11 protein-coding genes are annotated in these 13,487 nt (G+C 66.0%); 4 read left to right on the top strand and 7 right to left on the bottom strand.

Annotated elements, in window-relative coordinates:
- Window positions 1-9 precede the first annotated feature (9 nt).
- Window positions 10-909, top strand: a complete 900-nt coding sequence (iolE, locus tag ACVWZ4_RS22370; RefSeq protein ID WP_456704847.1) for a myo-inosose-2 dehydratase — start codon at window positions 10-12, stop codon at window positions 907-909.
- A gap of 9 nt (window positions 910-918) precedes the next feature.
- On the opposite strand, the gene ACVWZ4_RS22375 is transcribed toward iolE, so the two are convergent.
- The 6 genes from ACVWZ4_RS22375 to ACVWZ4_RS22400 all read right to left on the bottom strand — a co-directional run bounded on the left by ACVWZ4_RS22375 (window position 919) and on the right by ACVWZ4_RS22400 (window position 6,915).
- Window positions 919-2,163: a hydantoinase/carbamoylase family amidase gene (locus ACVWZ4_RS22375; protein WP_456763725.1), complete on the bottom strand. Its 1,245-nt coding sequence runs from the start codon at window positions 2,161-2,163 to the stop codon at window positions 919-921.
- Window positions 2,156-2,941: an ABC transporter ATP-binding protein gene (locus ACVWZ4_RS22380; protein ID WP_456704845.1), complete on the bottom strand. Its 786-nt coding sequence runs from the start codon at window positions 2,939-2,941 to the stop codon at window positions 2,156-2,158. Before ACVWZ4_RS22380 ends, ACVWZ4_RS22375 begins: the two co-directional genes overlap by 8 nt.
- Entirely contained in the window at window positions 2,938-3,711 is a 774-nt protein-coding gene (locus ACVWZ4_RS22385) for an ABC transporter permease (protein ID WP_092238048.1), read from the bottom strand. Before ACVWZ4_RS22385 ends, ACVWZ4_RS22380 begins: the two co-directional genes overlap by 4 nt.
- A 71-nt stretch (window positions 3,712-3,782) precedes the next feature.
- A complete protein-coding gene (locus ACVWZ4_RS22390; RefSeq protein WP_456735882.1) occupies window positions 3,783-4,727 on the bottom strand; it encodes an ABC transporter substrate-binding protein in 945 nt (314 codons plus the stop codon).
- A 104-nt stretch (window positions 4,728-4,831) separates the two neighbouring features.
- Entirely contained in the window at window positions 4,832-5,560 is a 729-nt protein-coding gene (gene hutC, locus ACVWZ4_RS22395; protein ID WP_456741217.1) for a histidine utilization repressor, read from the bottom strand.
- Entirely contained in the window at window positions 5,557-6,915 is a 1,359-nt protein-coding gene (locus tag ACVWZ4_RS22400; RefSeq protein WP_456741218.1) for a formimidoylglutamate deiminase, read from the bottom strand. Before ACVWZ4_RS22400 ends, hutC begins: the two co-directional genes overlap by 4 nt.
- Before the next feature lie 82 nt (window positions 6,916-6,997).
- Here ACVWZ4_RS22400 and hutI point away from each other — a divergent pair, with 82 nt between their 5' ends.
- Genes hutI through hutU form a run of 3 tightly spaced genes read left to right on the top strand, consistent with a single transcriptional unit; the run spans window position 6,998 to window position 11,449 of the window.
- On the top strand, window positions 6,998-8,212 hold the full coding sequence (gene hutI, locus ACVWZ4_RS22405) for an imidazolonepropionase (protein ID WP_456741219.1): 1,215 nt from the start codon (window positions 6,998-7,000) through the stop codon (window positions 8,210-8,212).
- Window positions 8,209-9,768 (top strand): histidine ammonia-lyase, encoded by a 1,560-nt coding sequence (gene hutH / locus ACVWZ4_RS22410; RefSeq protein ID WP_456790335.1) that lies wholly within the window; start codon window positions 8,209-8,211, stop codon window positions 9,766-9,768. Before hutI ends, hutH begins: the two co-directional genes overlap by 4 nt.
- A 10-nt stretch (window positions 9,769-9,778) precedes the next feature.
- Window positions 9,779-11,449 carry a urocanate hydratase gene (gene hutU, locus ACVWZ4_RS22415; RefSeq protein ID WP_456763724.1) on the top strand — a complete coding sequence of 557 codons (1,671 nt, stop codon included), beginning with the start codon at window positions 9,779-9,781 and terminating at the stop codon, window positions 11,447-11,449.
- A gap of 7 nt (window positions 11,450-11,456) precedes the next feature.
- Here the strand turns inward: hutU and ACVWZ4_RS22420 are convergent, their stop codons facing one another.
- Window positions 11,457-13,463: a putative bifunctional diguanylate cyclase/phosphodiesterase gene (locus tag ACVWZ4_RS22420; protein WP_456741221.1), complete on the bottom strand. Its 2,007-nt coding sequence runs from the start codon at window positions 13,461-13,463 to the stop codon at window positions 11,457-11,459.
- Window positions 13,464-13,487 lie beyond the last annotated feature (24 nt).

Genomic DNA, 13,487 nt, shown 5'->3' on the forward strand with positions numbered 1-13,487 from the left:
GAGGACGACATGCCTATCCGTATCGGCGCCAATCCTATCGGCTGGTCGAACGACGATCTCCAGGAGATCGGCGGTGCGACACCGCTCGAGACCTGCCTGGCGGAGGCGCGCGAGGCGGGCTTCGAGGGCATGGAGCTCGGCCACAAATTTCCGCGCGAGCCGCAGGCGCTGAAGGCCGCGCTCGCGCCCTTCGGCATGGCCTGCATCTCCGGCTGGTATTCGGCGGAGCTTCTGAAGCGCGATGCCGATGAGGAGATGCGGCATCTGCGCCCGCATCTCGATCTCCTGAAGGCAATGGGATCATCAGTGCTTGTGTTCGCTGAGACCTCGAATGCGATCCATGGCGATCGCAGCAAGCCGCTATCGCAGCGGCCAATCATGAAGGCCGGCGACTGGGCTGAGTTCGGCCGCCGTATCACTGGGGTCGCCGAGCGTACGCTCGCCGAGGGCGTCAGGCTGGTCTATCATCATCACATCGGCACCATCGTGGAGAGCGCTGACGACATCGACGCCTTCATGGCGGCGACCGGCGAGGCCGCTCATCTCCTGCTCGACACCGGCCACGCCACGTGGGGCGGCGCCGATCCAGCCGCGCTGGCCCGACAATATCGCGCCCGCATCAGCCATGTTCACGCCAAGGACGTGCGTCAGGCCGTCATGGAGCAGGCGCGGCGCGAGGACTGGAGCTTCCTCGATGCGGTGCTGGGGCAAGGCAGCGAGCTGGGTGTCTACACCGTCCCCGGCGATGGAATGGTCGATTATCCGGCGGTCTTCCGCGAACTGCCGGGCTATTCCGGTTGGGTCGTGGTCGAGGCGGAGCAGGACCCCGAGAAGGCGCACCCGCTGACCTACGCCAGGAAGGGCGTCGCCCATCTCAAGCAGAGCCTGAAGGAGGCTGGGCTCGCCTGAGTCCGGACGTTAGGCACGAAGCTGGCTGGTCAGAATCCGCCGGCAGGCATCGACAAACACCTGCGCGCCGGTGACGATATCGGCATCCGCGGTGTTCTCGGTCCAGTGATGGCTGATGCCGCCGATCGAGGGCACGAACAGCATGCCTGCGGGCATGATGGTCGCGAGCATCTGGGCATCATGGCCGGCGCCGCTCGGCATGCGCAGCGATCGTCCGCCGGCAAGCGCCTTGCTCGCAGCTTCGATGGCGTCCTGAATGCCCGCGTTCATCATGGCAGGCGCGCCGGTGCGGATTTTCACCACGGCGACGGAGCAGGGGCCTTTCGCGGTGACCTCAGCCGCCATCGTTTGCAGCAACTGCTCCAGCCGCGCGATCACGGCCGGATTGTCGTCGCGGATCTGGAACAGCATCTCGGCAGTGCCGGGAATGATGCTCGGTGCGCCCGGATCGAGCGTGATGCGGCCCGTGGTCCAGACCGTGCGCGTCCCACACGCAGCCGGGAAACGCTCGTCGATCGCGACGCAGAACTTGGCCAGGGCCAGGCCGGCATCCTTGCGCACCGCCATGCGCGTGGTTCCGGCATGGTTCTGCTCGCCGGTGAAGCTGATGCGGTACTGCCAGATGCCGACGATGGAGGTCACGACACCGATCGCGAGGTTGCCGCTTTCGAGCGTGTCGCCCTGCTCGATATGCGCCTCGAGATAGCCGACGTGCCGTCCCGGCTCGGCGCTGACACGCGGACGTCCGGCGAGCCCCATGTCGAGAAGCGCGTCGCGCATGGTGCGTCCATTGGTGCGATCGCGCGCGGCGTCGATCTCGGCCTCGCTTACCTGCCCGACATAGGAGCGTGAGCCGAGGAAGCTGCCGAAATGCCCCTCCTCGTCGCACCACGCGGCGACTTCGACCGCGCCCTGCACGGAAGGATCGGCATTGAGCACCCGTGCGGCCTCCAGCGCATACACGACGCCGAGCGGGCCATCCAGCCAGCCGGCGTAGTTCTGGCTTTCGAGGTGCGATCCGGCGAGCAGCTTTCGCCCGGGCTTCGCGCTGGTGCCCACGAGGTTGCCGATGCCGTCGATCGCACCCGTGAGGCCGGCCTCCGGCAGCTTGCGCACCAGCCAATCGAGCGACTGCCTGTGCGGCTCCGAAAAGGTCGGCTTGTGCACGCCGGTCTTGTAGGTGCCGAAGGCGCGGAGCGCATTGAGATCGGCGAGGACACGCTGACCGTCGGCGTGCGGATTGGTGTCAGGCATGTTCGGCAACCTTCAGCGCCTCGGTGCGGATCTCCTCGACCAGGCGTTCCTTGAGCTGGACGAACTCGGGGGTGGTCTTGATCTTGTAGGAGCGTGGATGCGGCAGGTCGACGGCGATCTCGGCCTTGATCCGGCCGGGGCGCGCGCTCATCACGATGACGCGGCTGCCGAGGAAGATCGCTTCTTCGATGTCGTGGGTCACGAACAGCACGGTCTTCTGATCGCGCTCCCAGATGCCCAGCAGCATTTCCTGCATCAGGGCGCGGGTCTGGTTATCAAGCGCGCCGAAGGGCTCGTCCAGCAAGAGGATCTTCGGATCATTGGCGAGTGCACGCGCAATCGCCGTGCGCTGCTGCATGCCGCCGGAAAGCTGCTTGGGCCAATGGTTCTCGAAGCCTGATAGTCCCACCTGGCGGATGAACGCGTCGGCGACTTTGTTGCGCTCCGCTTCCGGCAAGCCGCGCTCACGCAGGCCGAAGGCGATGTTCTCGCGCACGGTCAGCCAGGGAAACAGCGTGTAGGACTGGAACACCATGCCGCGATCGGCGCCGGGGCCGGTGACTTCGCGGCCATCGAGCGTGACGCGGCCGCTGCTCGGACGGTCGAGGCCGGCGACGATGCGCAGCAGCGTGGACTTGCCGCAGCCGGACGGACCGAGGATGGTGACGAAGTCGTTGTTGCCGATGACCAGATCGGTCGGCTCCAGCGCCTTGGTCGGCGCATTGCCGTGACGGGCCGGGAAGGTGCGCGAGACCTGCTCGATCTTGAGCGTGGTCATGCGAGCCTCCACGGAAACAGCCAGGCATTGAACGCCTTGAACATGAAATCCGAGAGCAGGCCGATCAATCCGATCACGATGATGCCGAAGATGATCTGCCCGGTGTTGAGCAACGCCTGGCTGTCGGTGATCATATGGCCGATGCCGGAGGACGAGCCGATCAGCTCGGCGACAATGACATAGGTCCAGGCCCAGCCCAGCACCAGCCGCAGGATTTCCGCGATCTCAGGCGCGGAGGAGGGCAGCAGCACCCTGCGGATGATGCCGCGGTCGCTGGCCCCCAAAGTATAGGCGGCTTCCACCAGATCGCGTCGCGTCGCGCCGACGGTCACGGCGACCATCAGAATGACCTGGAACACCGAGCCGATGAAGATGACCAGCAGCTTCTGCAACTCGCCGATGCCGGCCCACAGGATCAACAGGGGAATGAAAGCCGATGCCGGCAAATAGCGCGCAAAGGACACGAACGGCTCGAGGAACGCTTCGATCGGCTTGTAGGCGCCCATGAGCACGCCGAGCGGCACCGCGATGACCGCGGCCAGCGCAAAGCCGCCGACGACGCGCCAGACCGTCATGCCGATGTCGAGCAGGAAGCCCTGCTTGGCCAGGAGGTCATAGCCCTCCTGCACCATGGTCAGCGGATTGGCGAGGAATGTCTTCGACACATGACCGCCGAAGGTCGCCCAGGACCAGAGGGCGACGAACAGCACGAAGAACGCGAGGCCGTAGGCCACGCGCTGCCTCGATGTCACGGAATCCAGAGGACGCATCGTTGGTCTATCCGAGTGGTCGAACATAGGCTGGTCCCGCCGCACGGCGGGACCAAGCGGCTTGTCGGGGCCTACTTGATGAAGCTGGCGTCGAAGAGGTCTTCGACCTTCGGCGCCGATTTGATGATGCCCATTTCGAGCAGCAGCTCGGTCGCATCCTTGTTGAAGGCGAGGAAATCGCCTGCAAAGAACTTCTGGTTCGCGGCCTTGTCCTGCCAGCGCAGGTACTTTGCCGAGTTGCCGAACTGCTCGCCGGTCTGCTTCACGTCGGCGCCCATGATCTCGTAGGACTTGGCCTGGTCCTTGGCGATCATGTCGAGCGCTTCGAAATAGCTGTTGGCCAGTGCCTGCGCCGCCTTCGGGTTCTCGCTGAGGAATTTCGGCGTGCAGCCGAACGTGTCCATCACGATCGGATAGTCGAGCGTGGTCGCGATGATCTTGCCCTTGTCAGGGGCGGCGCGCACGGTCGACAGATACGGTTCGTAAGTCATCGCGGCGTCGTTCTGACCGGAGACGAAGGCCTGCGCAGCCGCAGCCGGTTCGAGGTTCACGACGGTGACGTCCTTCACCGTGAGGCCATTCTTCTTCAGCATCCAGGCCAGCGCGAAATAGGGCGAGGTGCCGGGCGCGGAGGCCGCGACCGTCTTGCCTTTCAGCTCCTTGATCGACGTGATGTCGTTGCGCACGGCCATGCCATCGGCACCAAAACTCTTGTCGAGCTGGAAGATCTGCTTGGTCGCGACGCCGTTGGCGTTCCAGGAGATCCAGGTCTCGACCGTGGTCGCGGCGCACTGGACGTCGCCCGAAGCGATGGCGAGGTGGCGGTCCTTCTGCGGGATCTTCTTGATGGTGACGTCGAGGCCGTTCTTCTTGAAGATGCCGGCTTCCTTCGCCAGCGTCAGCGGCGCGAAGCCGGTCCAGCCGGAGATGCCGATTCCGACCTTGACGTCGTCGGCGAGCGCGGGCGGCGTGGCCGCGAGCGCAATGATGGTCGCAAAAATTGTCGAACTACGCATGATTGTCGTCCTCTTGCCCAGATGGATTGACGTCCTGTTGATCTCTGTCGGTCCCCATGGACCGTTGCCGGAAGCATTGCACGATTTGTGCCGACATCGTTCCCTCAGCCTCCCTTGAATCGCGCGACAAGTCGGTGAGAATCGCCGGGATAGAGCAGGCGCACCGCGGTGATGGTGCGCGCGCTGCGCCAGGTATAGCGGTCGATCACGAGGCATGGCGCGCCGATCGCGATGTCGAGCGCCTCCGCCGTGCGATCATCCGCGACGATGGCGCTGATCGTGTGCTCGGCCTCCGTCCAGGGGACATGATGAAGCAGCCAGGAGCCGGGCGGTTCCTGGGAAAAATCCGCGGTCGCCGCAGAAGGCACGGATGACAGATCGATCAGCCGATCCTCGACGGCGAACGGCACCTGGTCGGCACTGTGGCGGCAGGAGATCGCGACGACCTTGCCGGCCTTCTTGACGCCGAGACGTTCGCGGTCAGCAGCAGTCGCGGTGCGCTGCTTGCGGCTGATCAACTCGTAGCCATAGCTGCGGCCGAGCGCGGTGATCTCGGCGCGGATGTCGGCAATCTTGAGCACTGCCGACTGATGCTGCGGCCTTCGCACGAAGGAGCCGGCCCGGCGCCGCCGCTCGATCAGGTCGGCCTGCGCGAGCTCGGACAGCGCCTTGTTCACGGTCATGCGCGAGCAGCCGTAGCGGGCAACGAGCTCATGCTCGAACGGAATGCGATGGCCCGGCGGCCATTCGCCGGTCAGGATGCGCTTCTCGATGTCGGCGCGAATGCGCTTGTAGAGCGTCGGCTTATCGGCCGTCTCGGTCGAAAGGCTCATGCGACGAGCCTCCGCACTGCCGCCTTGAAGCGCTCGCGCGCAGCTTGGCGCCATTTATGCCGGCCGCCCTCGACGACCTTGTTGCCGCCGGCCCAGACGCAATCGATCGCGGTGCTACCAGCGGCGAAGATCCAGCCGTCAATCACGGCGTCGCGCGCCCGTCCTGCCAGCGACGGGTGCGAGCCGTCGAGCGTGACGATGTCAGCACGTGCACCAGGGGAGAGACCGACTGCTGGCTGTGCCATGGCCTGCGCGCCGCCTGCGACGGCAGCGTCGAACAGCGTGCGACCGGTCGAACGGCCCGCGCCGCCCGACAACACGTTGCGCGCGCGATGCTTGAGCCGCTGGCCGTATTCAAGCTGGCGCAGTTCATCGGCGGCGCCGACCAGCACGTTGGAATCGGTGCCGATGCCGAACGATCCGCCGGCCTCGAGAAATTCGCGCGCGGGAAATATGCCGTCGCCGAGGCTCGCTTCGGTGATGGGGCAGAGGCCCGCCACCGCGCCGGTCTTCGCCAATGCGCTGACTTCCTGCTCCGTCATGTGCGTCGCGTGAATGACGCACCAGTGCCGATCGACCGGCGCGTGCTCCAGCAGCCATTGCACCGGACGCCGCCCCGACCAGGCCAGGCAATCCTCGACTTCCTTCACCTGTTCCGCGGCATGAATATGCACAGGGCCGCCATTGGCGAGCGGAATGATCGCCGAGAGTTCGTCCGGCGCCACGGCGCGCAGGCTGTGCGGGGCGACGCCGATATTGGCGCCGGGCAGTTTTGCGATGGTCTTGCGTGACGCAGCCATGAGCTTGGCGAACTGATCGACCGAACAGATGAAACGGCGCTGGCCGTCATGCGGCGCGGTGCCGCCGAAGGACCCATGCGCATAGAAGCTCGGCAACAACGTGAGGCCAATGCCGGAGGATTCGGCCGCTTGCGCAATCCGCGCGGCCATCTCGGCGGGATCGGTGTAGGGCGAGCCGTCGCGGTCGTGGTGGAGATAATGGAATTCGCCGACGCGGGTAAAACCCTGCTCCAGCATCTCGACGTAAAGCAGCGTCGCAACGGCCGTCACGTCATCGGGCGTCATCGCCAGCGCGAAACGATACATCGTCTCGCGCCAGGTCCAGAAGGTGTCGGTCGAGTTGCCGCGCAACTCGGCAAGTCCCGCCATGCCGCGCTGAAAGGCGTGGCTGTGCAGGCTCGCAAGCCCCGGCAGCGCGATGTCGTGGCGCTCGTCGCCGCTATCAGGCGCCACATCAGGCGTCACGTCCGCAATCGCGCCGGCGGTGATCACCACCTGCACGTCAGTGGCCCAGCCCGAAGGCAGGAGCGCGGAGGCGAAATGCAGTCGGGACATGATGACACGCCGGCTGGACAGAACCGTCTTACGATTATATGTCTAGACATATAAGTCAAGCATCCCACGAAGGGACCGTCGCATGACACAGCGCTTCGACCGGATCTGGCATAACGCCCGGCTGGCCACGATGCGGGCCGATCGTCCCGATCTCGGCGAGATCGAGCATGGCGTGATTGCCATGCGCGGCGGCTACATCGTCTATGCCGGCGCGGCGGCGGATTTCCCTGACAATGCCGACGCCATCCAGCGGATCGATTGCGAGGGGCGCTGGATCACACCGGGGCTCGTCGACTGCCACACCCATCTCGTCTATGGCGGCAACCGGGCCCAGGAATTCGAGTTGCGCCTGAAGGGCGCGAGCTACGAGGAGATCGCGCGCGCCGGCGGCGGCATCGTCTCCACGGTCGCCGCGACACGCAAGGCCAGCGAGGCCGAACTCGTCGCAAGCGCGCTGCCGCGGCTTGATGCGCTGATCGGCGAGGGCGTCACGACGATCGAGATCAAGTCCGGCTACGGCCTCGACGTCGAGACCGAGATGCGGCAGCTTTCTGCCGCGCGCAGCCTCGGCCGTCAACGGAAGGTCGCGATCCGCACCTCCTTCCTCGGCGCGCACGCGCTGCCGGTGGAAGCCGATGGCGACAAGGATCGCTACATCGATCTCGTCTGCAAGGCGATGCTGCCTGCGGTGGCACAGGCGGGGCTTGCCGATGCCGTCGATGCCTTCATGGAAGGCATCGCATTCTCGGCCGAGCAGACCGCGCTTGTGTTCGAGGCGGCAAGGTCGCTCGGTCTGCCCGTGAAGCTTCATGCCGATCAGCTCTCGAATCTCGGCGGCGCGGCACTCGCTGCAAGATTCTCCGCGCTCTCGGCCGATCATCTCGAGCATACCGACGAAGCCGGCGCCGCTGCAATGGCGAAGGCCGGCACGGTCGCCGTGCTGCTGCCTGGCGCCTACTACTTCATTCGCGAGACGCAAAAGCCGCCGGTCGAGGTCTTCCGCAAGCATGGCGTGCACATGGCGCTGGCGACCGACTGCAATCCCGGCAGCTCGCCGCTGACCTCGCTGCTGCTTGCGATGAACATGGGCGCGACGTTGTTCCGGATGAATGTCGCCGAATGCCTCACGGGCGTCACCCGCGAAGGCGCGCGGGCGCTCGGCGTGCTCGACGAGACCGGCACGCTCGAGGCCGGCAAATGGTGCGATCTCGCAATCTGGGACATCGAGCGTCCCGCCGAGCTGGTCTATCGCATCGGCTTCAATCCGCTGCACCGCCGCGTCTGGAGGGGCCAGTGACGGAGCCGGGCGCCGCGATGGTCACCATCAAGGGAACGGTCAGCCTCGACGATCTCGCGCGCGTGCTGGAAGGCGCGCCCGTCGTGCTCGATGTCGCATTCTGGCCGCGTGTCGAGGCGGCTGCGGCGATCGTCGCGAACGCTGCTCAGGCGGCTGCCCCGGTCTATGGCATCAACACCGGCTTCGGGAAGCTGGCCTCGAAGCGCATTCCCCCCGAGCAGACCGCGCTGCTCCAACGCAATCTCATCGTCTCGCATTGCTGCGGCGTCGGCCCGGCGACGCCCGAGCCGATCGTCCGGCTGATGATCGCGCTGAAAATCATCTCGCTCGGGCGCGGCGCCTCCGGCGTGCGCCGCGACGTGATCGAGCAACTGCAGGCCATGCTGGCGCAACGCGTGTATCCGCTGGTACCGCAGCAGGGTTCGGTCGGCGCCTCCGGCGATCTCGCCCCGCTCGCGCATATGACCGCGGTGATGATCGGCGAGGGGCAGGCGATCGTCGATGGCAAGACGGTGTCCGGCCGCGAAGCACTCGCTGCAGCCGGTCTCGCACCGCTGACGCTTGGCCCCAAGGAGGGGCTCGCGCTGATCAACGGCACGCAGTTCTCGACCGCCTACGCCATATCAGGCGTGCTGCGCGCATTTCGCCTCGCCCGCGCGGCGCTCGTCACCGGTGCGCTGTCGGTCGATGCCGCGATGGCCTCGACCGCGCCGTTCCGTCCCGAGATCCAGGCGCTGCGCGGTCATCCCGGCCAGATCGCCGCGGCCGCGACGCTGACCGCGCTGCTCGATGGCAGCGACATCAGGTTGTCGCATCTCGAAGGCGACGAGCGCGTGCAGGATCCCTATTGCCTGCGCTGCCAGCCGCAGGTCGCGGGGGCCGCGCTGGATCTGATCACGCAGGCTGCGCGCACGCTGATCGTCGAGGCCAATGCCGCCACCGACAATCCGCTGGTTCTGGTCGAGACCGGCGAGATCGTCTCCGGGGGCAATTTCCATGCGGAGCCGGTGGCCTTTGCCGCCGACACGATCGCGCTGGCGCTGTCGGAGATCGGCGCGATCAGCGAGCGGCGTATCGCGACGCTGGTCGATCCGGCGCTGAACTTTGGGCTGCCGCCGTTCCTGACGCCGGACCCCGGCATCAATTCCGGCTTCATGATCGCCGAGGTGACGGCGGCTGCACTCTATGCCGAGAACAAGCAGCGCGCCGCGGCCTGCTCGATCGACTCGACGCCGACCAGCGCCAACCAGGAAGACCATGTCTCCATGGCGGCGCATGCCGCGCGGCGGCTGTCCGACATGGCCGACAATCTCGCCGCCATTTTGGGCATCGAGCTGCTGGTCGCTGCCCAAGGTATCACGCTGCGCGCGCCGCATGCGACCAGCGGGCCGCTCGCAGCCGTCATCGCCGCGCTCCGCGAGCAGGTGCCTGCGCTTGGCGCCGATCGATACATGGCCGGCGATCTCGCCGAAGCCGCCGCGCTGATCGAAGCCGATGCATTGCCGTCGGCGGCGCTCGCCAGGCTTTCAACCGATCCGTTTCCGAGACTGAGCTGAAGAGGTCCGCATGAACCGCCGACTGGACAATGACCGCACCGTCCGCGCCCCCCGAGGCAGCGAGATCAGCGCCAAGAGCTGGCTGACGGAAGCGCCGCTGCGCATGCTCATGAACAATCTCGATCCCGACGTCGCGGAACGCCCGAGCGAGCTCGTCGTCTACGGCGGCATCGGGCGCGCCGCGCGCGACTGGGAGAGCTTCGACCGGATCACCGCGGCGTTGCGCAAGCTCGAGAACGACCAGACGCTGCTGGTGCAATCAGGCAAGCCGGTCGGCATCTTCCGCACCCATGCCGATGCGCCGCGCGTGCTGATCGCCAACTCCAACATCGTGCCGCATTGGGCGACGCTCGATCATTTCAACGAGCTCGATCGCCAGGGCCTGATGATGTACGGGCAGATGACGGCGGGTTCCTGGATCTATATCGGCAGCCAGGGCATCGTGCAGGGCACTTACGAGACCTTCGTCGAGGTCGGCCGTCGGCACTATGGCGGCAGCCTCGCCGGCAGATGGATTCTCACCGCCGGCCTCGGCGGTATGGGCGGCGCGCAGCCGCTGGCGGCGACGATGGCCGGCGCCTCGATGCTCGCCGTCGAATGCCAGCCGAGCCGCATCGAGATGCGGTTGCGCACCGGCTATCTCGACCGCCAGTCCGCAACGCTCGATGAAGCGCTCGCGATCCTGGCCGAGGCCGCGGAGACGAAGAAGCCGGTCTCGGTCGGCCTGCTCGGCAATGCCGCCGAGATTTTCCCGGAACTGGTGCGCCGTGGCGTCAGGCCCGACATCGTCACCGACCAGACCAGCGCGCACGATCCGATCAACGGCTATTTGCCGAAGGGCTGGACGCTCGCCGATTGGGAAGCAAAGCGCGCCTCCGATCCGAAAGCGGTGGAGCGTGCGTCGAAGAGCTCGATGGTCGAACACGTCCAGGCCATGCTCGATTTCCACGCGCAGGGAATCCCGACGCTCGACTACGGCAACAACATCCGCCAGATGGCGCAGGACATGGGCCTGACAAACGCCTTCGCGTTCCCCGGCTTCGTGCCCGCCTATATCCGTCCGCTGTTCTGCCGCGGCATCGGTCCGTTCCGCTGGGCTGCGCTCTCGGGCGATCCCGAGGACATCTTCAAGACAGACGCCAGGGTCAAGGAGCTGATGCCCGACGACAAGCATCTGCACAACTGGCTCGACATGGCGAGAGAGCGGATCAAGTTCCAGGGCCTGCCGGCGCGGATCTGCTGGGTTGGTCTCGGCGATCGCCATCGCCTCGGCCTCGCCTTCAACGAGATGGTCGCGCGCGGCGAGTTGAAGGCGCCTGTCGTGATCGGCCGCGATCATCTCGACTCTGGCTCGGTGGCAAGCCCGAACCGGGAAACCGAGGCGATGAAGGACGGCTCGGACGCCGTGTCCGACTGGCCGCTGCTCAACGCGCTCCTGAATTGCGCCAGCGGCGCGACCTGGGTCTCGCTGCATCATGGCGGCGGCGTCGGCATCGGCTATTCCCAGCACGCCGGCATGGTGATCGTCGCGGACGGCACGCCGGATGCGGCCAGGCGCATCGAGCGCGTGCTCTGGAACGATCCGGCCTCCGGCGTCATGCGCCACGCCGATGCAGGCTACGACATCGCGATCGACTGCGCCCGCGACAAGGGCCTCGATCTGCCGAGCCTTTCGAAGTAGCGCCGCCTCACGCGACGACCTTGGCGTCGGCGCCGTCGAACCGCTCGCGTTCCTTCGCGAGATACTGCTCGATCGCCGCGCCGGGCATCGGCTTTGAGAAATAATAGCCCTGCACGAAATCGCAGCCGAGACGGCGCAGGCTGTCGAGCTGGGCGCGGGTCTCGACGCCCTCGACGACGCAGGCGATCTCCATGTCGTCACACAGGCCGGTGAGCGATTTGACGATCTTGTGGCTGACGGGATTGTCGTTGATGTCGGCGACGAAGCTGCGATCGATCTTGAGCTTGTCCAGCGGCAGGCGGTGCACATGGCTCAGCGACGAATAGCCGGTGCCGAAATCGTCCAGCGAGATGCCGCAACCCATCGCCTTGAGCGCGGCGATCGACTGCTGGGCGCGCACGAAATCGAAGGTGACGGCGGTCTCGGTGATCTCGAAATCGAGCCGGCGCGGAGCCACGCCGCTCTTCTCGATGATGCCGATCAGCGCGAGGATTCCGTCGGGCGAGCAGATGTCGTGGGCCGAGAGGTTGAACGAGAGGCGGGTGTGCTCAGGCCAGGCCTTGGCGGCCGCGAGCGCGCGCACCAGCAGCGACTGGGTCAGGGGGCGGATCAGCCCGATGCGCTCGGCGGCCGGGATGAAATCGGCTGGCGAAACCCAGCCGAGGCGGGGGCTCTGCCAGCGAGCCAGCGCTTCGAAGCCTGCAGTATGCTCGCTCATGGCGTCGACGATCGGCTGGAACGCCAGCTCCATCTCGGTGTCGAAGTCCAGGGTGCGCAGCAGGTTTTCGATCACGCCGCGGCTGCGGATCTCCGCCTCCAGCTCGCTCGAGAAGGTGACGGTGCGGCCGCCCAGACGGCGCTTGGCATGATTCAGCGAATAATCGGCGCATTCATACAGAGCCTCCGCCGTCGAGGCCGAGCGCGGGTACAGCGCAAAGCCGATCGAGCAGGACAGGCCGGTATGCGCCGTGTCGAGCTGGTAGGGCAGCTTGACCTGCTCGCCGATGCGCTCGCCGAGCCGCGCCAGATCGGCGTCCTCGGGATCGCCGCATACGACGACACCGAACTCGTCGCCGCCGAGCCGCGCAAACTCGACCCTTTGCGGCCCAAAGCCCTCGCAGACCTCGCGGATGCGGCGGCCGGCCTCGATCAACACGCGGTCGCCGACGGAATGGCCGTAATTGTCGTTGATCGGCTTGAAGTCGTCGAGGTCGATGATGCCGACGGCGATGCCGACGTGCCTGCGCTCGGCATCAGCAAACGCGCTCGACAACTCGGCGAAGAAGCGGCGGCGGTTCGGCAGCTCGGTGAGGGAATCCAGGTTGGCGAGGCGGAAGTTCTCGTCCGACAGGGCCTGCGTCGCCGCCTGCTGCGTCAGCAGCGATTTGCGACTGGCGACGAGATCGGCGAAGTCGCGATAATAGATGAACAGCACCGTCACCATCGCGCCGGAGACCAGCAGGTTGTTGACTGCGATCGCCTTCAACGTCGGTTCGCCCGTGGCCCAGAAGAACAGCACATAGGGAACGTCGACGACCAGAGTCACGATCAGGGCCGCCGAACGCAGATGCATCAGCGAGAAGATGCAGCCGATCACGGTCACCGCCATGTAGAAGGCGATCTGGCTCTTGCCGAAGGGATCTCCGTACGGGTAGAGCGCGAATGACCAGGCGGTGAATCCGGCGCCGATCGGCAGCGTCATCCAGTTCGTGGCGCGCAGATTGCGCAGGATGTCGGCATCGCTGCGCACCAGGTGGCGCTGGCGCAGCCACCAGAATGTCCGAAGCGCCGCGAGCAGCGTCAGCGCGCTCGGCACGATCATCGTCAGCCAGTCCGGTGCGACGTTGACGTAGCTGTAGGCGACCGCGATCGTGTTGCTGATCAGGATCAGGTACAGCAGCGGGATCTGCTTGGAGAAGGCATCGAATTGCGCACGCATCAGGTCCGGGTCATCAGACACGCGGAACAGCTGCTTCGCGGCGGTGAACTGGGCTTTCAAATCGACGGCAGGCATTGCAATACGCGCCCCAAATCCCTT

The sequence above is a fragment of the Bradyrhizobium sp. USDA 4472 genome, assembly GCF_054058595.1.

Coding starts and splice junctions, on each gene's coding strand:
- iolE (WP_456704847.1), top strand. CDS start 10: ATGCCTATCCGTATCGGCGCCAATCCTATCGGCTGGTCGAACGACGAT.
- ACVWZ4_RS22375 (WP_456763725.1), bottom strand. CDS start 2,163: ATGCCTGACACCAATCCGCACGCCGACGGTCAGCGTGTCCTCGCCGAT.
- ACVWZ4_RS22380 (WP_456704845.1), bottom strand. CDS start 2,941: ATGACCACGCTCAAGATCGAGCAGGTCTCGCGCACCTTCCCGGCCCGT.
- ACVWZ4_RS22385 (WP_092238048.1), bottom strand. CDS start 3,711: ATGCGTCCTCTGGATTCCGTGACATCGAGGCAGCGCGTGGCCTACGGC.
- ACVWZ4_RS22390 (WP_456735882.1), bottom strand. CDS start 4,727: ATGCGTAGTTCGACAATTTTTGCGACCATCATTGCGCTCGCGGCCACG.
- hutC (WP_456741217.1), bottom strand. CDS start 5,560: ATGAGCCTTTCGACCGAGACGGCCGATAAGCCGACGCTCTACAAGCGC.
- ACVWZ4_RS22400 (WP_456741218.1), bottom strand. CDS start 6,915: ATGTCCCGACTGCATTTCGCCTCCGCGCTCCTGCCTTCGGGCTGGGCC.
- hutI (WP_456741219.1), top strand. CDS start 6,998: ATGACACAGCGCTTCGACCGGATCTGGCATAACGCCCGGCTGGCCACG.
- hutU (WP_456763724.1), top strand. CDS start 9,779: ATGAACCGCCGACTGGACAATGACCGCACCGTCCGCGCCCCCCGAGGC.
- ACVWZ4_RS22420 (WP_456741221.1), bottom strand. CDS start 13,463: ATGCCTGCCGTCGATTTGAAAGCCCAGTTCACCGCCGCGAAGCAGCTG.